General features: G+C 45.3%; 14 protein-coding genes. 4 read left to right on the forward strand and 10 right to left on the reverse strand.

The window, feature by feature from the left end; all coding sequences use genetic code 11:
* The first annotated feature begins 22 nt into the window (after positions 1-22).
* On the forward strand, positions 23-1,273 hold the full coding sequence (locus GJS45_RS00130) for a glycosyltransferase (RefSeq protein WP_162339429.1): 1,251 nt from the start codon (positions 23-25) through the stop codon (positions 1,271-1,273).
* Here the strand turns inward: GJS45_RS00130 and GJS45_RS00135 are convergent.
* The 5 genes from GJS45_RS00135 to GJS45_RS00155 all read right to left on the reverse strand — a co-directional run bounded on the left by GJS45_RS00135 (position 1,255) and on the right by GJS45_RS00155 (position 10,822).
* On the reverse strand, positions 1,255-2,934 hold the full coding sequence (locus GJS45_RS00135) for a glycoside hydrolase family 88 protein (RefSeq protein ID WP_235954514.1): 1,680 nt from the start codon (positions 2,932-2,934) through the stop codon (positions 1,255-1,257). The two genes, GJS45_RS00130 and GJS45_RS00135, sit on opposite strands and share 19 nt — an antisense overlap.
* Positions 2,935-2,945: 11 nt before the next feature.
* Entirely contained in the window at positions 2,946-4,820 is a 1,875-nt protein-coding gene (locus GJS45_RS00140; protein ID WP_235954515.1) for a hypothetical protein, read from the reverse strand.
* A gap of 272 nt (positions 4,821-5,092) precedes the next feature.
* Entirely contained in the window at positions 5,093-7,300 is a 2,208-nt protein-coding gene (locus tag GJS45_RS00145; RefSeq protein WP_162339431.1) for a DUF4954 family protein, read from the reverse strand.
* A 16-nt stretch (positions 7,301-7,316) separates the two neighbouring features.
* Entirely contained in the window at positions 7,317-9,152 is a 1,836-nt protein-coding gene (glmS, locus tag GJS45_RS00150) for a glutamine--fructose-6-phosphate transaminase (isomerizing) (RefSeq protein ID WP_162339432.1), read from the reverse strand.
* 299 nt (positions 9,153-9,451) lie between these two features.
* Positions 9,452-10,822 carry a sulfatase family protein gene (locus GJS45_RS00155; RefSeq protein WP_162339433.1) on the reverse strand — a complete coding sequence of 457 codons (1,371 nt, stop codon included), beginning with the start codon at positions 10,820-10,822 and terminating at the stop codon, positions 9,452-9,454.
* A gap of 373 nt (positions 10,823-11,195) precedes the next feature.
* Here GJS45_RS00155 and GJS45_RS00160 point away from each other — a divergent pair, with 373 nt between their 5' ends.
* Together GJS45_RS00160 and GJS45_RS00165 are read left to right on the forward strand one after the other, a co-directional pair.
* Entirely contained in the window at positions 11,196-11,729 is a 534-nt protein-coding gene (locus GJS45_RS00160; RefSeq protein WP_162339434.1) for an O-fucosyltransferase family protein, read from the forward strand.
* 148 nt (positions 11,730-11,877) lie between these two features.
* Complete coding sequence (locus GJS45_RS00165) at positions 11,878-12,978, forward strand: SGNH/GDSL hydrolase family protein (RefSeq protein WP_162339435.1); 1,101 nt, start codon at positions 11,878-11,880, stop codon at positions 12,976-12,978.
* Positions 12,979-12,981: 3 nt separating this feature from the next.
* On the opposite strand, the gene GJS45_RS00170 is transcribed toward GJS45_RS00165, so the two are convergent.
* On the reverse strand, positions 12,982-14,112 hold the full coding sequence (locus GJS45_RS00170; RefSeq protein ID WP_162339436.1) for an amidohydrolase family protein: 1,131 nt from the start codon (positions 14,110-14,112) through the stop codon (positions 12,982-12,984).
* A 396-nt stretch (positions 14,113-14,508) separates the two neighbouring features.
* Here GJS45_RS00170 and GJS45_RS00175 point away from each other — a divergent pair, with 396 nt between their 5' ends.
* Positions 14,509-15,918 carry a Gfo/Idh/MocA family protein gene (locus GJS45_RS00175; RefSeq protein ID WP_162339437.1) on the forward strand — a complete coding sequence of 470 codons (1,410 nt, stop codon included), beginning with the start codon at positions 14,509-14,511 and terminating at the stop codon, positions 15,916-15,918.
* 50 nt (positions 15,919-15,968) lie between these two features.
* On the opposite strand, the gene GJS45_RS00180 is transcribed toward GJS45_RS00175, so the two are convergent.
* The 4 genes from GJS45_RS00180 to GJS45_RS00195 form a co-directional block, all read right to left on the reverse strand.
* Positions 15,969-17,150: a class I SAM-dependent rRNA methyltransferase gene (locus tag GJS45_RS00180; protein WP_162339438.1), complete on the reverse strand. Its 1,182-nt coding sequence runs from the start codon at positions 17,148-17,150 to the stop codon at positions 15,969-15,971.
* A gap of 5 nt (positions 17,151-17,155) precedes the next feature.
* Positions 17,156-17,473 carry a hypothetical protein gene (locus GJS45_RS00185; RefSeq protein WP_317165062.1) on the reverse strand — a complete coding sequence of 106 codons (318 nt, stop codon included), beginning with the start codon at positions 17,471-17,473 and terminating at the stop codon, positions 17,156-17,158.
* Between the two features lie 17 nt (positions 17,474-17,490).
* Positions 17,491-19,104, reverse strand: a complete 1,614-nt coding sequence (locus tag GJS45_RS00190) for an ABC-F family ATP-binding cassette domain-containing protein (protein ID WP_162339439.1) — start codon at positions 19,102-19,104, stop codon at positions 17,491-17,493.
* A 72-nt stretch (positions 19,105-19,176) separates the two neighbouring features.
* Complete coding sequence (locus GJS45_RS00195; protein WP_162339440.1) at positions 19,177-20,409, reverse strand: multidrug effflux MFS transporter; 1,233 nt, start codon at positions 20,407-20,409, stop codon at positions 19,177-19,179.
* Positions 20,410-20,415 lie beyond the last annotated feature (6 nt).

Raw genomic sequence — 20,415 nt, forward strand, 5'->3', positions numbered from 1 at the left:
ACACCCGCAGGTTGTATCCACTATGCAAGCCATTATTTCTACGTATACCAAACGGTTTCAGGTAAGAGAGTCCTACTTCAAGGAGTTTCCGCCTGCTGACCTCTCTTTGGTGGTGGTTATTCCCGCCTATAAGGAACCCAACATCGACATCACCCTGAATTCACTGGGGAAATGTCGTTTTACCTCAGGATCGGTAGAGGTGATTTGTGTCGTAAATGCACCTTCCGACGCTTCAGAGGCTGTATTGCAGATTAATCAGGAATGCATCCGGCAGATTCAGGAGTGGAAGATACAGCATCCGGAACACTTCATTCAATTAAAGTTAATTCGGGAGGAAGCGCTTCCAAAAAAGAAGGCGGGAGCCGGTTTGGCACGGAAAATCGGCATGGATGAGGGCTTGCGCCGCTGGGGCCTATTGGGAAAAAATGGTCCCATTCTCTGTTTGGACGCAGACTGTGAGGTTTCTGAGCAATACCTGGCTGCTGCCGAAAAGGCTTTTCAGGACCCCTCCCTGGACCTGGGGCATTTTAGGTTTGAACACCGGCATGAAAACGAATCCAAACCGGCACTGGCATCAGGAATCATCCAATACGAACTCCATCTAAGGTGTTACATTCAGGGGTTAAAATGGGCAGGCTATCCCTTTGCCATCCATACTGTTGGTTCCTGCATGGCTGTCAGGGCTGCGGCCTACGCGCGTTCTGGCGGGATGAATAGTCGTAAGGCCGGAGAGGACTTTTACTTTATGCACAAACTATTACCCGTAGTGAAATTTTCCTACCTGGATGCGACGGTTTTTCCTTCCTCCAGGGCTTCAAACCGGGTACCTTTCGGTACTGGCCGGGCGCAATTGGACTTTCTGGGAGGCGATTCACAAGTTAAAGAAAGCTATCATCCCGACAGTTATGCCTGTTTAAAGCAATTATTTACCCAAATACCCCTAATTTGTGAGCAGGAACCCCACCAATGGCAATTGCCAGTGTCCTTGAAGGAGATGTTGGAAATAGTTGAATTCCAGGAGAGGGTGCAGCAATTAAAGCGTGAATCCACCACAAAAGCTTCTTTTTTGAAAAAATTCTGGCAATGGTTTGACGGGTTTTTGGTGCTCAAATTGACCCATTACCTTCGTGACCATTTCTTTCCAAACCTACCGGTGACGGAGGCTGCACAGCAAATTTTGGCCATTGATTCACCCGGTTTGCAAGACCCGGGTGCCCCATCCTTATTGATGTTTTTAAGGAAGAGGGATGCGTTCTATTCCTCAATGGGCTGAATGAGGATCTCTATTTGCTGATCTTTTTCCAAATCGATTTCGATACCTGCTATCAATTCTTCACCCCTGTAATTTCCCGAGGCATCTCCGGAAGGGAAGCTCAGCCGGTACTTTTTCTCCGGTGAAACCACAAACCATTCCGGAAACTGATTGATTCGGGGATAATCCAAGGGAAGGTTAAAAATGTGTTGGTGCCGGACCCGGTCAAATTTGATCGTGCCTTTCCAGGGTTCTTCGCTCAAAAGGGAAACCAAAATCCCATTTTCGTCCGGAACAGCACCCAGGTACAAATTCTCATTCCAGGGATAGGCCGTTACCCCTTGTGCTTTCCAAAGGCAGTACATCAGGGTGGTTCTGGCAAAATTACCATCTCCATGCCAACCCTCGATGATGCCATTGCCCCGGTAGGCCTCCGTTCCACTACGATGAGCAGAATCCTGCAGGGACCACATGTGTTGAATCTGGCTGTCGATCCAGTCTTCGGTTTCCGGTAGCGGTTCCCGGTTATAAAGATTTAAAGCACTTTCAATGGCATCTGCATAGCCGTCGGAACTTCCTCTTTCCCAATCGTAGTACTCATAATGGTTCAGGTTTTCTAGGGCTTTTAGCACAGCCTGCTGGTAGGGTTCGTGACCATCCAGTAAAAACAAGCTGTAATAGGCATTATACGTATACCCCCAGGTATCGGCAATTCCCTCATCGAGTATTTCTCCGTTTTGAGGATTTATTTGATTGTAAAACAGCCCGTGTTCATTGGTCCCCACTTCCAGGATTCGGTCCATCATCCGATAGATGGCCGGTTGATACGCTTCTTTTTTTTCCGTCCTGGCAAAGGCGGTCGCCACATAAAGTTCACAAAGCCCGGAGACAATTTCACAACCGTGATCCCGAAGCCGGAGTAGTTCGAAATCATCTGTGGGATGATGGTCACCTAATAAGTAATAGTCTCCCAGTCGAATGGCCCAGTCCAGGTATTTTTCATCCCCAGTCATCCAGTATACCCTGGAAAGCGCCTGTAGTAATTCTCCATTAACCTCTACATTCAGTGAAGGAAGGACTCCATAGGGAGTATCATTAGCGGCATTCTTCCAAATATCGTCGATAAGTGCTGTCATGCGATCAGACCAAGGGGTTTGTCCGATGTATTCCGTCAGCGGGAGTAATCCATCTTTAATGTATTCCGATGCACCAAAAATAATCTCCTCTTTATCCGGTACCTCCTTCTCAAAACCAGCTTTGGAAAAAGAGTAGGTGTCGGGTAAGCGGTCTATACGATTGGTTAACTTTTGTTCCGTTTCCAGGATGCTTGCCAGCTTTCCTTCATAAAGGTCGCTATCCAGTAGGGAAGCGGTCAGGACCATAAAGGGGTAATTGTCCGCTGCGGCATCTTTTGCATTCCAGATATCTTTGCTCTCATTCAGATTTCTGGGAATTAAACCGGTTTCCGGATCCGCATACTCCAGCCAATCCCTTGTAAACTTCAGACTCCGGGTGTATCCTTCATGGGCCAGGTAGCCGTTTTCCATCGCCTGGGATACATCGCTTTCTGAAGGTTTAACAGCGTTTTCCTGGCAGGAAAGCAACATTCCTGCGGCCAGTGCTATCCAACAGGCTGGAGACAAAGAGAGTAGCGCATTGCATTTTAATAGTGGAGTGTTCATATTGGATACCATTATTGGAGGGTCAATCCTTGATTAAAAGTAGCTTTGATAAGTCGGTGCGGAAAAGACTGGCTTACGTAATAGGTGCCACTATAATTCGGTTCGTAGCTTTCAGGGAATAAAGGATTACGAAGGCCGTTAAAATGAACTCCTAACTTAATCGCTCCGGTGCCCTGATAGGTTAACTTTTCGAGCACTTTCACATTGACATGTATGTATTTGGGAAGCAGGAGGAGTCGCTGTTTATTAGGATCTTCTACGCTGCGCTTTTCGACCGGCGTCAAATCAAAAAAGCCCAGATTGACCTGTGAAGTCTCGGTAAGCGGTAGCTGGCTAATGGCTCCAAAAAATTGATAAATGTCCAGTAAACCTGCATTGGGGAGTTTGATGGATTGTTGACCTTGGCTTTCATTGACAGCCGTCAGCGAAATACTGTCCTCCCCATAGGCAATTTGAATATTCGTTTCCTTAAACGTGAATGACCTGGACACAGGTAATCCGGTTTCCTTATTCACCTGTAGCACAGCGGGTGCCAGTTCCAATGCATTTGCATCCATTGTGGGAACAGATGCAGCAGATCCGGTGTAAAGCGCGTGTTTTTCAGCTTCCCGAAAGGCAGAAATGGTCGTCACCAAAAATTCTTCAAAGGGGTCATTCATCCCTGCATCGGTAGCCAGCTCATTGGTTTCAAATAAACTCAAAATCGATTCTTTCAATTGAGTGGTATCGGAAGTATCATCAAAGGTTTTGAAGATCTCCATAAAACGTTCATTCATTTTCTCCACCTGTTGGTAACTGAGTCGCTGTTCGATTGCCGGCGCACCGGTATCCGATTCCGGCATGCGATTCTGCAGGCGGATCGTCTGGAGGCCGTCCGTTGAATCCTTTTCTATCCAGGTAAGATTCCATACCGGTAGGTTCTCGAAAAAGACGGTATAGTCATTTTCCCAGGAACCGGGGTTTAGAAGGGAGGGATTGGCAAAGCTTCTGATTTGTTGGCTATTCGGGGAATTGCCCTCAAATGCTTGATTGACAAGAGGCACTTTAATGGAGGCAGGTTTTGGGTCAATTAACAGACTGTTACTATGTAGTTCGGCCACTAAGGGAAGCTGCTCCAGGTCCTGGGAGTCTATCCGAAACGGAATAGGCTCAAAAAATGAACGCGAATCCATAACCGATGGGTCTATTGCGTATTTTTTTATAAAAATTTCAGTTTCCGGATCTCCATCGATCTTGTAAACAAAATAGCTGTCCAGATAATCAGGCCCCTCATTGGCAACAAAAACCCCAGGTGTTCCCTGAAATCCGTTTATTTGAAAATCAAATCGTTGGTTTAGATTATTTCCCTCCGCAAATCCGGCACCTGTTAAAAGTTTATCCGTTGGAAAATAGCTGATTTCGCCGGATGAAATGGTCAGCGAATTACCCCTTGAATAGACCTTTCCATCCAGGTCGTTTATCTTAGGTCTGGGGACTTCCCGATCGCTCACATTGAAATGGAGTTTCACCTGCTTACCATCTATTGCTTCAAAGGAGATGGTTCCCTGCACGGTAACCCTGTTGCTTTCCATTTTATATAGAAACCCTTCCTGCGAGCTGGCTTCGGAAAAATGGCTTTCCTCCAAATCCGGTAGGCATTGGGTCGTGTAAAACGCCGCTCGATCCAGGGAGCCTTTCCAATTTTCATCCGAATGAAGCGGTTTTTTCAGAACCAATTCATTCCATCGGATAATGGGCGTTGAAAGCTCGGTCAATACATCAGGAAGGAGAATGTATATCCGTTCTTCTCCTCCGGGAAATACCTGTACATCTGGCAAGGGGATGGTAACAGGACCGGAAGTTGGGGAAATAATTTCCAGATAGTTGGAGCCTGGCGCTGGTGCCATAAGCTTTTCAGGGCAAGGCTGGGCTTTCGCCTGATAACATACCATTGCCGTTCCTACCAGGAAGATTAATGTCGCAAAAGAAAATCTGTCAGGCATATATTAAGTTCCAATTCATTACCATCACCAAGACAGTTTAATTTAGCACTATTTATTCAAATAAAAAACCACTCGGAGATAGAAATAGCAGGGGAGTTGCTTGCTACCATTGCTTTTGTTTCATGAATTGGATGCTTTAACAGGTTTTGATGAAGTACAGGAATGAATCAGACAAATTAAAGAAGGGCGATCCAGGTATCTATTTTTTTCCGGAAGGTTTCACAATCCTCTTTTTCTTTTAAAATAAAGCTGTTTTTTTCGAGCGATCCCAATACCTCATCTCTTTCCCTAAGATCCTGGTAAACCATGTTTCGAAATGGGTTTTCGTAGTCCTTTTTTCGGGAAAGGTAGGTTTGTTCGGAGAGCCACGAGCGAAAGGATTTGGCGGTTACCAACATTTCTTTTAAGATAGCTGCGTCCATTTGGAGACCATCCGTTGCATAGGCGGCTAAGGCTAAAGAGAAAGCATGGATGGTTTTCGTTTTTTCATAGCGCTCTCCCAGAATTTGATACCGGTCGTGAATTTTTTTCCAGCTTGTGAGGGAGCCTTTCTTAATTTCTTCCACCAGGCGGTTTAAATCTTTTTCCGGGATTAATTGCCCGCCTACGTTAATCCATTCGTACGGGAGGTTTTGTTTGGGGAAATAAGGGGTAAAACTTTCAAAATCAACCGCCTGGTCCGAATGCAGGCTATCTACCAGGCATTTGATGGGATAATATTGAACCAGTTTCTGATACATCAGATAGGCCTTCCGGACGTTTACCAAACGAACGTTCCGCTTGCTGTTTTCCCATTGATTGGCCAGTACGTCTAGTTTATCAACTTCATCTTTTTTTGAAGAAAGCAGTGCTCTGCCTTTGCTTCGAAGCAGGTCTTTGCCTGTGGGCGGTTGGGAGGATTGTTGTTTATACCAGGCTTCCCCACATAGTTCTTCCAAAATAGCCAGCCCCTGGAAAACCTCCAGCATGCTATCCGGCCCCAGGTAATCGTATTCCAATTTTTGTGTTTTAGTGGTCCGTTTGTCCCTGTCCCTGTATTTCCAGGCATTTCTGGCCAGTGCATAGAGGTTGTAGTAAAACCAATAGGCAGGTCGAACCACCAATTCGTTTCGGTGAACATCGTTACTGATCAGGGAAAAGGGGAGGGGGATATCCATCTCTGCCGGGTAATCTCCTTTGGTTACAAGGTTGAAGGTGGCAAACCGGGAATTGTGCTTCAGGCTTACACAGAGGCCTGGCCAGAACCCCCTGCCGGCGACAAGTTCTCCATCGGCACCTCTGGAATTGTGATTAGATCCTACCGTAGCACCTGCCGCCATGTTGCTTTGTCCCTGCACCAGTGCGGCACAAAGGAAAGAATTGTTATGGTGTTGCTCGTGTGCCGGAAATATCAGGGAATTCAAGACTTCACAGCAAGAGATAGTGGCGTTCGAGCCCAGGTAACTGTTGATCAACCGGGCACCATATTTTAGCTGCGAGTGAGCGGCCATGACAAAGCGCACCGCTTTTACGCCATAAAAAACCGTACAGCCTTCACTCACGATCCCATTCACCAGTTCACATCCTTCGCCGATTTGGGTAACGGCCTCCGGATGGGAGTGAATGCTCAGGTTTTTAAGCTTATTTGCTCCTTTTATATAGGCATCCGAACCGATCCAGACATCTTTTAATATGAGGGAGTTTTTAATGATGCAGCGATCCCCTACTTTTCCATAGTAGCCTCTCTTGTCATCAAATGCTTTTTGTGTAAAGGCCAACAACTGCTGTTGAAGCGCCTCATCTGCCCGGAAGCGGGACCAAAGCCAGGCATCCCCAGGCAGCATGCCGCTAAAGGGAGCGATCTTTCTGCCCCCGTTTTCATTGCATACTTCCAACCAGATTCGCAGGGATTCGGGTTCTCCTTCTTTGATAATGCCGTTCCCAAATTTTGCGTGGCTGGTGGTGGCCATTTCGTTGATATTTACCAAAACCACCTCATTGCCCAAAATGTAGTGAGAAAGGTAGTGGACATTATCAATCACCACATTGTCTCCGATATCGCAACTAATGATGTGGCTGTTGTAAATCCCTACCGGCATGCGTAGGTTGTGGTATTCCAGGAAATAAGGTTCCAGCTTACCGATGCGGACCAAGCCAAAAAATTTACAGTTTTTGACCAATTCCGGGTTGAAGGCATCGGAAACCAGAATATTATTCCAGTTATCGGATTGGTTTTGGTTTCGAACCAATTGCTCAATTTCCCGGGCATTTAGTTTCCGGTAAGTGGTCTCGGTTCGGTTTTGCTTATTTCTCAGGTAGTATTCATCCTTGCCTTTAGGTAAAAACCGATTCTCAATGAATTGGTATCCCAAATCGGACAATGGATGTCGCGTAATTTTATTCATGGAATGATCCTGTTTTTTATTCGACCGTCACTGATTTTGCCAGATTTCTGGGTTTGTCCACATCCAGGCCCTTTGCCAGACCGGTGTAGTAGGCCAAAAGTTGCAAGGGGACTACGCTGAGAAGGGGCGCGAGCATTTCATCGGCGGCAGGAACTGCGATGGTTTCGTCAGCAATATCTTGAAAAACCGTATCGTTTTCAGAAATGATCGCTAATACGTTTCCTTTTCTTGCCTTAATTTCCTGTGCATTGCTAATTAATTTGTCGTGGTAGGCATCTTTTGTGGCGACAAAAACCACCGGTAGGTTATCCTCTACCAGCGCTATGGGTCCGTGTTTCATTTCCGCTGCAGGATAGCCTTCTGCATGGATGTAGCTGATTTCTTTTAGCTTTAATGCTCCTTCCAGGGCGATTGGGAAGTTATATCCCCTTCCCAGGAATAAAAAATCGCGGGCATCTTTGTATTTTTCAGCGAGGGCGGCCACTTCTGGTGCGGACTTCAGTACTTCACTGATTTTATCTGGAATTAATGCCAATTCTCCGATTAGGTGAAGGTACCGATCCCTGGAAAGGCATCCTTTGGCATAGCCTAGCTTAATGGCAATAAGGTACAACACGGTAAGTTGAGCCGTAAAGGCTTTGGTCGATGCCACGCCAATTTCAGGACCAGCGTGGGTATAGGCACCCGCCTGAGAAAGCCTGGCGATGCTCGAGCCCACCACGTTTACGACGCCGAAAATGAAGGCCCCCTGATTTTTTGCATTCTCCAAGGCAACCAGCGTATCTGCCGTTTCCCCGCTTTGGGAAATGGCGATGATTACATCTCCCGGATTAATAACCGGATTCCGGTATCTGAATTCCGATGCGTATTCTACTTCTACAGGAACCCTGCAGAGTTCTTCAAAAACGTATTCTGCCAAAAGTCCGGCGTGCCAGGAAGTCCCACAACCTACCAGTATAATTCTTTTGGCTTCTTTGAGCAGGTCCAGATGCTTGTCGATGCCCCCCATTCGGATGGTCCCTGCCTTGGCATCCAACCGCCCCCGAAGGCAATCAAATACAGCGGTGGGCTGCTCGAATATTTCCTTTAACATGAAATGCTCGTACCCTCCTTTTTCTATTGCCGCCAACTCCATATCCAATTTGGTAATGAAGGGGGTAATGCGTTCATTCCCTGGGTTTTTTAGAATTAATTCATCCGGTTTGACGATGGCCATCTCGTAGTCATTGATATAAACGACCTCTTTGGTATATTCGATAATCGGAGAGGCATCGGAGGCTAAGAAATGTTCGTTTTTACCAATTCCGATAACCAGGGGACTCCCCTTTCTGGCAGCTATCAGGGTATCCGGATGGGCCTCATCGAGAAGGATAATTACATAGGCTCCTATGATCCGCTTGAGCGCAATTCGCACTGCTTCCTCCAGGCTGGTAGCATCATTTTGGTAAATATCTTCTATAAAATAAAGCAGTACTTCCGTATCCGTATCACTTTCGAAAACATACCCCTTATTCTGCAACTCCTTTTTGATCGGAGCATAATTTTCAATGATTCCATTGTGAACCATCGCCAGCTTTCCAGAGGGGGATCGGTGGGGATGGGCATTACGGTCCGAAGGTTCTCCATGGGTTGCCCATCGGGTATGGCCAATGCCTGATTTGGCATGAAGGTTTTTGCCTATAAGTGACCCTTCCAGTTCAGCCACTTTACCTTTTTTCTTGTAAATAGTTAGCTTCTGATCTAACAGGGCGACACCGGCACTGTCATACCCTCTATACTCTAATCTTTGCAAGCCCTTCAAAATTATTGGATACGCCTCCTGGTTTCCAATGTAAGCAACAATACCACACATAATAAAATATCGAAATAATGTTTGTTAAAAATAGTTCTCGTGCTCTTTGAGCGAAATTTAATAAATAAAAAATGATATCTACAATAGCCTCTTTGGAGTACTGCGAGTAAAAAATTCATTAAGTTTTTCCCTGATTTTCTATTTTTAGCTTAGTGAATAGACTTACTATAAAACTTCGACTAATTAAACCATTTAAAACCTAAATTTGGTCAAATATTTAACGTGGAAACGTTTGCTTTTAAAATGAACGGACCGGTCGGAAAACAATTTATTTTTATTTTTTTTTAATCAAAGGCAAATTATTTGTCCTTTTTAAAATCTTCGACCCAGTTTTTATAGAGCATATGCAATTCCTGGGTTTTCTCCGGGTGTTGTGGGGCTAAATTGCGAACTTCTGTGGAATCGCTTTCCAGGTTTACCAGGTAGAGTTTATCCCCTTCACCGAATTGCAGTTTTCCAGTGGGGTCGCTCGGATTACCGATTAATTTCCAGGGACCTTTACGGACTGCCCAGGGATGATTTTCATTTTCGGGAAGGCCGGTTCCCCAATACATCGTCTGATGCGGACTGGGGACTTGTGGGTTTAACAGTAGCGGAAGCAGGTTCTTACCGTCGATTTGGTGGCTTGGCGGCAGGTCAATATCGGCTAAGGCTGCCAGCGTAGGCATCCAATCGATGCTATTTGCCCACTGATGCCTGAGTTCGTTTTGAGGAAGTTTTTGGGGATAGCGAATGATAGCCGGAACCCGGATTCCTCCTTCCAGCATGCTGAATTTGGCACCGCTAAAAGGCCCAGGGTCGCCTCCTCCAAAGAAGGCTCGTTCCTCTACGCTGTGACCATGATCTGACTGATAAACGATAATGGTGTTTTCCAATTCCCCAATAGCTTTTAGGTGGGCATACACTTCACCCACCAACTCATCAATGGTAGAAACAAAGGCGGCGTATTCCTTACGGGGGCTGTCCAGGTCGGCGTACGCTTTCAGCCATTTGGGATCACCCTGATACGGATAGTGGGGCATGTTGATCGCCCAATACATAAAGAAGGGTTGATCCGAATCCTGATCCATGAAATCTTTGGCTTCCTCTACCATTAAATCACCAAAAAATTCTCCAGGCCGGTAAATCTCTTGTTCGTTCTGATACAAGTCGTGGAGATTGGGTCCACTCCAATAGAAAAAATGAGAGAAGTTGTCAATGCACCCCCTTTGGTGGCCAAAGAAATAATCAAAGCCCTGACCATTCGGGAGTTTTTCCGGAGTATGTCCCAAATGCCATTTACCAATCAGTCCGGTGCGGTACCCATTGCCTTTAAATAATTCCGCCATGGTTATTTCGGAAGTAGGTAGCCCTGAATTTCCCTCCGGATCGCGGTGAGGAGGGGCCACATTGCCAAAGAGGCCCGCGTTGAAATTGTATTTTCCGGTTAAAAAACCTGCACGAGACGGGGAACAAACGGGTGCGGCGGCATAAAATTGGGTGAATTTGACTCCAGTTTCGGCCAAACGGTCAATATGAGGTGTTCGGAGATCTGTAGCTCCATAACTACCCAAATCCATATACCCCTGGTCGTCTGTCAAAATTACCAGGACATTCGGCCTTTCTTGGGCCATTAAATTAGTTGAAATAAATATGAGAAGAAGTAGGGTTGTAAAGATAAATTTCATCATTTTTATATCTGGTATAATATTTTATGTTCTAAATGAAAGAAAGGTTAAAGTGACAATGGAAAACGTAAAACTACTACTAAATCCCAGGTCTGGCTTGGGCAATCGGTTGAGAGCTATTTCATCCTTTATTTACTTTAAATCGCTCATTGATGCCGACCTGGAAGTTGTTTGGATTCCTGATTCTGGCTTGAATATTCGGTATCAGGATCTATTCCAACCTAACCCTAGATTTAAATTACTAAATCCGGAATTCAAATATAATCTTTTTATCAGAAGTAAATTCCTGACAACCCATAAATTGAAGTTCATTCCATGGTTGGTTTCCCTTTACAATATCGGTCTTTCGAGATTACTGCGTTTTGACTCCCTGATCATGGATTGGGATGTTAGTAAAGGGATCGATCATTTAAAAAATGTTTGTCGTAAAAAGAAAAGAATTCTGGTAATTACAGGCAACCAATGTGTTGATTACCAGAAAGGTTTTCAAGTGTTTGTCCCAATTGACCAAATTGCAGCTAAAATCAAGGTTGTCAAAGAGACCTTTAAAGACCATATGATAGGAATGCATATTCGAAAGGGCGACCATAAAAAAGCGATTCAAAACAGCCCGAATCACCTCTTTGAAAATAAGATTGACGAATATTTGGAAACGAAACCTAAAAGTTTTGGAGTCTTTTTAGCAACAGATGACCCGGATACAGCGAGTTCTTTCGAAAGGAAATACCCTGACATAGTGTTTACCTATCCAAAAATATTTAGTAGAAATTCCAGGGAAGGTATGATGGATGCTGTGGTTGAATTATTTCTTTTGGCAGGAACAGAAAAAATTTACGGTTCTTATTGGAGCTCTTTCTCCGGAGTAGCCAAACGAATCTATGGTACGGAACTTGAAATCCTTCATCGGTAAAATACCTCTTTTTTAATTTGATAAATTTGATCGTCTGTAAACATATATTTCTTTTTTCGCAGGGCATTATTGAAATTTGACCAGATGCTGATAATGGAAAGAATAGCATCCTTCTCTAGTAAATACCTAACCCCATAATCTAAATTCTATGAATCTCAGAATTGTTTTTTATACCTCATTATTGGTTATATCTTCCTGCCTTAGGTTACATGGACAGGAGCAATTAGGTTGGATAAATCCCCTGGAGTCTGAAAAAGAGAACATTGTTCATGGAAAAGCAGGTTCGGAGCTGGTGTATTTTAGATTACCTGATTCACTGGAAAAACAGGTTAGAGAACCCGTTTGGCGGCTTTCCAGGCATTCGGCAGGAGTGAAGCTACGCTTTCGTACCAATGCCAAAAACATTCAGGTTCGATACACTGTATCTGGCAATAGGGATATGCCGCACATGCCTGCTACGGGAGTGAGCGGATTGGATCTTTACACGAAAAAGGGAACAAGCGATTGGACTTGGGTCAAAGGGAATTATTCATTTGGCGATACCATTAGCTATGGATTTCAACTCATAGAAGAGGGAAGAAGGGATAGGGAATTTGACTTATACTTGCCGCTTTACAACGAGGTGTTGTTCCTGGAAATAGGTGTTGCTGCCAATGCTACCTTTGAATTATTGCCCAAAGATACTGCTATCTTACCCATTGTAGTATATGGCACTTCTATCGCGCAGGGCGCTTGTGCCTCCAGACCTGGGATGGCATGGACAGCTATTTTGGAAAGGGCGGTAAATCGCCCGCTTATTAATCTTGGTTTTTCCGGGAACGGTCAATTGGAAGACCCATTGATACGGTACATGGCATCTATCGAGAGCAGCATGTACGTACTCGATTGCTTGCCTAACCTGGTGCGGGATACCTTTCCGGAGGAAGAGGTCAAACGAAGGATACACGCAGCTGTAATGTATCTTAAATCCAAACAACCCGACACTCCAATTCTCTTAGTCGATCATGCCGGGTATACCGATGGCCTGATCAATCAAGATAGGAGAGAGGCTTACGAAAAAAGAAATCAATGGTCACAGGAGGTGTACAGGGAACTCTTGACTTCAGGTGTAAGCGAGGTGTATTACCTGGAGAAGGATGCCATCGGCCTTTCCATGGAAGGGACGGTTGACGGTACGCACCCCTCCGACCTGGGAATGGATCAATATGCCCGGGGCTACGCAAGGCTGATAAACGATGTTCTTTATTGATGATCAGGGTTGCAGGTTTAATATATTGAGGGCGTTGGTACGGTAGACTTTTTCCAACACCTCTTTCGAAAGGTCGTACCCATGCATGGGCCAATGATAGGAAGAGATGTTTCGGTCGTAAAAATGTTCGTCTGCAGTTTCCAGAATCCGGAAGGTGGTGCGGTACATATCTTGGCTAATGCCCATATCGGTTCCATAGACTAACCGGTCGGCGTACCGGCTGTAGAAGCGATTTACGGTTCGCGGGATGGTGGCCGTTTCGGCATATCGGGCACTGTTATCAGCATATAAGTTAGGGTATTTGTCAAAAAGACTCCCCAGGATGCTCAAATCGTAACTGCTATTGGCATAATGACAGGCAATAAACGTTGTCTCTGGGTTTTGGGAGACCGCCTCTTCCAAAATGGTAATCATACCTCCATGATCCACGATCCCCTCCTGATCATCCAGGCGCCATTTAAACGCATTCATCAACCCATCGTTACTGGCATCCATTGGCTGGTACATCCAGATGGGTTCGGCTACATGGATGCTTACGGGCATACTTAGTTCCGCACACTTATCCAACAGCGGTTTCATCTTTGGGTCGTTGATGTGCATGCCAAAGGCTTTTGTCGGTCGGGAATAGAAAAGACCTTTCCCTTTGTCTCCCAGCTCGCCCACACCTTTAGCACCGACCGAAAAACACCTCTCCAGTTCCTTAACTGCGGCAGCTCCGAAATCTTCTTCCTCGTATCCTGAGTAATCAAATCCACAGTAAAGAACAAAGCGGTCCGGGTACTTGCTGTAGGTCTGTACCAGAGAATCAAATTCAGCTCCGGTTCGATAGGTTTGAATGACCGTCTTTTCAATACCCACACGGTCCATGATGGCTACCCATTCTTCCAGTTCGTCTTCCGACTTGGCATAGGGGTGGGCATGCATGTCGATTACAGGGAACGCAGCCTTCTCCACAGGATGTTCGTTTCCTTTATACAGTGAAATCGGTTGATGATCCTTTAGTAGGAGGTTTTCGACGGCATTTTCATGGTTAAATTCCGTATCGGTAGGGCTGGTTTCCTGTTCAGGATTACTGCAGGAAAATGAAATTAGGACGGTTAGCAACAAAAGGGTTCCAAGAGATTGGGTTCGCATGTTTTAAATTGAGTTAGGTGGTATTGAAGTAACAAATAAAGGAAATTGATGAACGTCTATTCTATTTCCAGCTTGGATTAAATGTAGCTAAATAGTTCATAAATCTTTAAAGTAACAAAAAAACCATTCATCCTTTTTTTTAATTCAGATGTTTGACCCTGTTCTTTGATAAGCTATATTTGAAATAGCCAGCGATGCATGAAATTTCCGAATCTAGTTTTATGCCAATTCGCCCCTGAGTTCAGGAATTACTTGACCTAACGAAAGGTTGGCCTATTTTCGATTGCGTTCTTGGATTATATTTGTTTTTCTTTATAGAGCAGTAGGATTTTCTTCAACATAAAGTGTAACGTCCGGGAGGACAATTTAAAACGATTCAATTAATAATAGCGTATTATGAGTAATAAAAGGAGGGAGTTTTTGAAACTCTCCGGCCTGGCCGGAATAGGAATGATGGGATCGGGGTTTACCGGTTTATCACAAGAAGAACAGGAAAACGTACTTGTTCAAAGCAAGAAGCAGTATGCGCAGCGCTTTAATATGTCCGGCTATGCGGCCCCCAAACTGGACGTAGTTCGGGTAGGTGTCATTGGACTGGGGATGCGTGGACCGGGAGCAGTGGACCGATTGAGCAAAATTCAGGGAGTAGAAATAAAAGCCCTGTGTGACTTACGGCCGGAAATGGTAGATAAGGTGATGAAAAGCCTGGAAGGAACCTCCCACAAACCAGTTACCTACAGCGGTAGTACGTATGCCTGGAAAAAAATGGTGGACAGGGATGATCTGGATATGATCTATATCGCGACTCCCTGGGAATGGCATACGCCCATGGCGGTATATGCGATGGAAGCAGGAAAACATGCCTTTTCAGAAGTGCCCATAGCCATCAGTCTGGAAGAATGCTGGCAACTGGTGGAGACCTCGGAACGAACCAAAAAGCATTGCATGCAATTGGAAAACTGCTGTTATGACTTTTTTGAATTGATGACGCTGAACATGGCAAGGGATGGCTTTTTTGGAGATGTTATCCATGGGGAAGGAGCGTACATCCACGACCTTCTGGACCTGAATTTCCAGAAAGACAGTGGATATCAGGATATGTGGCGACTGAAGGAAAATTACCGTGATGGGAATATATACCCGACCCACGGGCTGGGTCCGGTTTGTCAGATCATGAATATTAACCGAGGGGACCAAATGGACTACCTTACTTCCCTGTCAAGTCAGGATTATCATATGAAAGCGCGGGCCGAAGAATTAGCTGAGCAAGATGACTTTTATGCCTCTTTCGCTACCAAGCAATTCCGGGGAAACATGAATACCACCCTGGTAAAAACCAAAAAAGGCCGATCCATCATGATTCAACACGATGTGAGTTCTCCGAGGCCTTATTCCAGAATTCATCTGATTAGTGGTACCAAGGGCATGGCAAGAAAATGGCCTGTTCCCGGAATTTCTTCCGGCCATGGCTGGATGGAAGAGGCGGAAGTAAAAGCGCTGGAGGAAAAATACACGCCGGAAATCGTCAAAAAAGTGGGCGAAATGGCCAAGAAAATAGGAGGACATGGAGGCATGGACTTTATGATGGACTGGAGATTGATTGATTGCTTGAGAAACGGGCTTCCGTTGGATCAGGATGTGTACGATGCGGCACTCTGGAGTTCGATCACTCCCTTGAGCGAATGGTCAGTCGCCAATAGGTCCAACTCAATCGATATTCCGGACTTTACGGCTGGATCCTGGCAAACCAACCAGCCGGTGGAACTTACCCTGAAAGGAGGGGGGACCACGGGAGTAAACGTTTGATAGTTTTCTAAAAGTGGCAGGAAGCTTGGTATTCCTGCCACTTCATTTTTTTAAGTGACATACATTACCAGTCCTTTCAGATAGGATGTCTCCTGATGAAATACGTTCACCGGATGGTCAGGTCCTTGCGATACCTGATGCAATACCTGGGTCTTTCGGCCTGCTTCCAGGGCGGCAGCCGTTACCGTATGGTTAAAGAGTTCCCGGTCAATAACCTGCGAACAAGAAAAGGTAAACAGGATACCCCCGGGTTTTATTTTCTTCAGCGCCAGGGCATTTAATCGTTTGTATGCCTGGACGGCATTGTGCCGCGAGCGGATATTTTTCGCAAAAGCTGGCGGGTCGAGAATGATCACCTCGTAAGCCTCCTCCATGTTCTGCAAAAACTTCAGGACATCAGCCGTCAGGCAGGGATTTAAATTGGAGTCAAAGTGGTTTAATTCCAGGTTTTTTTGACAAAGCGCAATGGCATCCGATGAAATATCTATCGATGTAACCCGGTTAGCACCGGCAGCAAGCGCGTACACCGAAAATCCACCGGAATAACAAAAGGTATTGAGCACTTCTTTGTCCTGACAATAGCGTTGAAGTAGCGACCTGTTTTCCCGTTGGTCTAGAAAGAAACCCGTTTTCTGCCCCTTTTCCAAATTGATTTCAAAGTGCAAGGCATTCTCTTTTATTCGAAGGGCTGAATTTTCCCCAAAAATCCAGCCGTCGGCCTCATTGGTTTTTCCATGAAGGGCAGAGGCACTTTTGTTGTAGATGGCTTTGAGATCCTTTCCAAGGAGTTGTTGAAGCGCATTCGAAATCGATGGCAATTCTTTGACAATTCCCAGGTGATGGGCTTGAATTACCAAAACGCCGTCGTAATAGTCGATAATCAGGCCAGGTAGCCTGTCTCCTTCTCCATGAACCATTCGATAGGCGTTGGTTCTTTCTGTTTGGCCGGAAAATAGTATTTTTCTTAACAGGTAGGCGGCTGAAAGCTTTTCCAACCAAAATACCTCCGTTATTTCCCGATCACTAAAAGTAATCATTCGCACCATAATGGACCCTGGCGAATAAAAACCAAGTCCCAGCACCTGTTTTTTGGAATCCAGGACTTTCACCAATTCCCCGTCCTGGAGGTCCTTGGGCTTTTGTTGAATGGCACCGGAAAAAACCCAATGATGCATTCGTTTCAGGGAAATTTCTTTCGCTTTTTTAAGGACGATTTCAGGGTAGTTAGTCATTACGTTTAGGTCTGGGAAACAAGAAAGAACCGGCGATCATGGCAGCCATACTGACCACCAATGCCGCCGAAAAGCATCAGGCATAAGGCACCTCCAAAAGGGTCTTCCATGACTCCAAGCAAGCCATGTTTAAGATATTCGGAAGAGGCACCGAAAATAGTTTCGGACCCAAACCAGGTAGCAAATAGGGCTGAGGCACTTAAAGATAGGGGAAGCTGCCTGCCTGCCAGCATGAAGTCACCGGAGGTTTTGACCATACGGGAAGACCAGGCACCGAGTGCCATGGTTCCCAGCAGGTAACAAACGATTGCAGTGGCCAGCAACTTTTGTCTATTAAAATTTAATGGTACATTTTTTCCCTCAATGCCTTGATTTCAGAATCTTCAAGATAAGACTCGTAATCCATTCGCCGATCGATGGTACCTTTAGGGGTAAACTCGATAATCCGGTTCGCTACCGATTGAACAAAAGCATGGTCATAGGATGAAAACAGGAGGGTTCCGGTGAAATCAATCATGGCATTGTTCAGGGCATGAATGGACTCCAGGTCCAGGTGATTGGTAGGCTCATCCAATACCAGGAAGTTTGGGTTTTGTAACATCATCCGGGATACCATGCACCTCACTTTTTCTCCACCCGATAATACAGAAGCCTTTTTCAGGGACTCCTCGCCTGTAAATAGCATTCTTCCCAGGAAGGTTCTTACATAGGCTTCTTCCTGATTTTCGCTATATTGGCTCAACCAATCAATCAGCTTTAAATCCGAATCGAAAAAGGCAGAATTATCGTTGGGCATGTAGGCTTTATTGATGGTGACTCCCCATTTGAAACTTCCGGATTGAACGGGAATTTCTTCCATGATTGTTTGGAAAAACTTGGTAACCGCCTGTTTGGTCCGCGAAAGGAAGGCAATTTTGTCGCCTTTGTCGACCATCAGATTGACATCGGTAAAAAAGATTTTTTCCTCGTTCTTTAATTCTAGCTGATCGGTCAGCAACAATTGGTCTCCGGCTTCTCGTTCCGGTTTGAAGATGATGCCGGGGTATTTTCGGGTGGAGGGTTTGATTTCGTCCACATTCAGTTTCTCCAACATTTTCTTTCGGGCAGTCGCCTGTTTGGATTTAGACACATTTGCCGAGAAGCGCTCAATAAAGGACTGCAGTTCTTTCCGTTTCTCTTCCGCCTTTTTGTTTTGATCGGTCTTTTGTTTGGCAGCCAGCTGAGAAGATTCATACCAAAACGAATAGTTTCCGGAGTAAATGTTGATTTTCCCAAAGTCAATATCTACGATGTGCGTAGCCACCTGGTCCAAAAAGTGCCGGTCGTGAGAGACCACTATTACCAGATTTTTGAAGTTGATTAAGAAATCTTCCAGCCAGCCAATGGTTTCGGCATCCAAATCGTTGGTAGGTTCATCGAGAATCAGAATGTCCGGATTGCCAAACAAGGCCTGGGCCAGCAATACCCTCACTTTCAGATCTCCGGAAAGGTCTTTCATCAACTTGCCATGGTATTCCTCACTCACACCCAGCCCGGACAATAGGGCAGCAGCATCACTTTCTGCATTCCATCCATCCATCTCAGCAAAATCAGCTTCCAATAACGCCGCCTTGTTTCCATCCTCTTCCGTAAAATCCTCCTTCATGTAGATGGCATCCTTTTCAGTCATGATGTCAAATAGTTTTTGATGTCCCCTGATTACCGTGCGCAAGACCTCCTCCTCCTGAAAAGCAAAGTGGTCTTGAGAAAGCACGGCCATCCGTTGGCCGGGAGTGATGTTTACGACACCCGAAGTGCTGTCGATTTCTCCGGTGAGAATTTTTAGAAAAGTGGATTTTCCAGCTCCGTTGGCACCGATGACACCGTAACAATTTCCGGGCGTAAATTTCAAGTTTACGTCTTCGAAAAGGGTCCTTTTACCAAACTTTAAGGATAAATTATCAACTGAAATCATTGTATGTACTTTCTGAGAATTTTAACAAAGCGCAAAGTTAGAAAAATAATTGAGCATCACCTATTTTCCTGCTCACCTGGGAGAAAGGGCCGAATTCTTTTTTCGAAGCGCATATAATTCCCCGGTGGTATGGTAGTAACGGATCAAAACCAGTCCAGCCAACAAGATACATCCTGCCATAAGCAGTATCATGGGCATGGCTGTTCCGTTGTGAAAAATGCTTACCAGTGCGGAAATTATTCCCCCAAATGCCATTCGCATAAAGCCCATCATGGCAGAGGCACTTCCGGCGTTCTTTTCAAAGGGTGCCAGCGAAATAGCAGCCGCGTTAGGTACACTCAACCCATGTCCGGTGAGAAAAATAAACATCATTCCTATCAACACCCAGACGTTAAAGACATCGGTACCCACTCCGGTGATAATGACCAAGCCAACAATTAATTGATAACTAAGGGCGGTAATGACGATCGTTCGGTTGCTGAAATGATTCAACAACACGTGATTTAACTGGGTGGCACCGATCATGGCTACCGACAAAAAGGCAAAGAGCCATCCGTATTGGGTAGCTGTCAAGCCATAAATGTTGATAAAAACATCCGAAGATCCTGCAATGTAAGCAAAGGGAGCCGCCCCTGCGATTCCTCCCACCAGGATAAACGTCAAAAATTGTTTGTTTCGTAACACTTCCAGGTACTTACTTAACACACTTCCCGGTCTTAACGAAAGATCCGGGTCTGGGTCAGCGCCGTCGGGCAATTGCCATTTGCAGGCCAGAATTATTGCAGTGCAGATGGCTGCCAACAAAATGAACATCCAGTGCCAATTGAAATGGGAAGTCAAATATCCTCCCAACGTAGGTGCAATCATGGGCGATACGGCGATCACGAGAGTTAGCATGGCGAGTGCCTGAGCGATCTTATTTACTGGAAATAAGTCTCGCACCAAGGCTTGGGCGGCCACCATTCCCACACAGCCACCGATGGCCTGAATAAACCTCATCGCAATGAGCGAATTTACAGAAGTGGTGAGGGCACAACCAACCGAAGCAATCACATAAATCCACAGACCGGCATATAAGGGCTTTTTTCGGCCAAATTTATCCAGTAAGGGGCCGTAAAATAGTTGTCCAATGGCAATACCAATCAAATAACTGGTAAGGGAAAGCTGTACACTGGAAATACTTGTATCCAAATTTTTGGCGATGGCAGGGAAAGCAGGTAGGTACATGTCTACCGAAAAAGGGCTAATGGTACTCAAAGCACCCAATACCAAAACCAAAATAAAATAATTTTTTTGTTCTTTCATTGGAAA

This window comes from Cyclobacterium salsum (assembly GCF_010119245.1).
Lineage (GTDB): Bacteria > Bacteroidota > Bacteroidia > Cytophagales > Cyclobacteriaceae > Cyclobacterium > Cyclobacterium salsum.

Bases quoted from the DNA above. Each gene is read 5' to 3' on its own strand.
- glmS (WP_162339432.1), bottom strand. From the start codon at position 9,152: ATGTGTGGTATTGTTGCTTACATTGGAAACCAGGAGGCGTATCCAATA.
- GJS45_RS00145 (WP_162339431.1), bottom strand. From the start codon at position 7,300: ATGAATAAAATTACGCGACATCCATTGTCCGATTTGGGATACCAATTC.
- GJS45_RS00180 (WP_162339438.1), bottom strand. From the start codon at position 17,150: ATGACTAACTACCCTGAAATCGTCCTTAAAAAAGCGAAAGAAATTTCC.
- GJS45_RS00135 (WP_235954514.1), bottom strand. From the start codon at position 2,934: ATGAACACTCCACTATTAAAATGCAATGCGCTACTCTCTTTGTCTCCA.
- GJS45_RS00190 (WP_162339439.1), bottom strand. From the start codon at position 19,104: ATGATTTCAGTTGATAATTTATCCTTAAAGTTTGGTAAAAGGACCCTT.
- GJS45_RS00155 (WP_162339433.1), bottom strand. From the start codon at position 10,822: ATGATGAAATTTATCTTTACAACCCTACTTCTTCTCATATTTATTTCA.
- GJS45_RS00175 (WP_162339437.1), top strand. From the start codon at position 14,509: ATGAGTAATAAAAGGAGGGAGTTTTTGAAACTCTCCGGCCTGGCCGGA.
- GJS45_RS00170 (WP_162339436.1), bottom strand. From the start codon at position 14,112: ATGCGAACCCAATCTCTTGGAACCCTTTTGTTGCTAACCGTCCTAATT.
- GJS45_RS00140 (WP_235954515.1), bottom strand. From the start codon at position 4,820: ATGGCACCAGCGCCAGGCTCCAACTATCTGGAAATTATTTCCCCAACT.
- GJS45_RS00195 (WP_162339440.1), bottom strand. From the start codon at position 20,409: ATGAAAGAACAAAAAAATTATTTTATTTTGGTTTTGGTATTGGGTGCT.
- GJS45_RS00160 (WP_162339434.1), top strand. From the start codon at position 11,196: ATGGATTGGGATGTTAGTAAAGGGATCGATCATTTAAAAAATGTTTGT.
- GJS45_RS00165 (WP_162339435.1), top strand. From the start codon at position 11,878: ATGAATCTCAGAATTGTTTTTTATACCTCATTATTGGTTATATCTTCC.
- GJS45_RS00130 (WP_162339429.1), top strand. From the start codon at position 23: ATGCAAGCCATTATTTCTACGTATACCAAACGGTTTCAGGTAAGAGAG.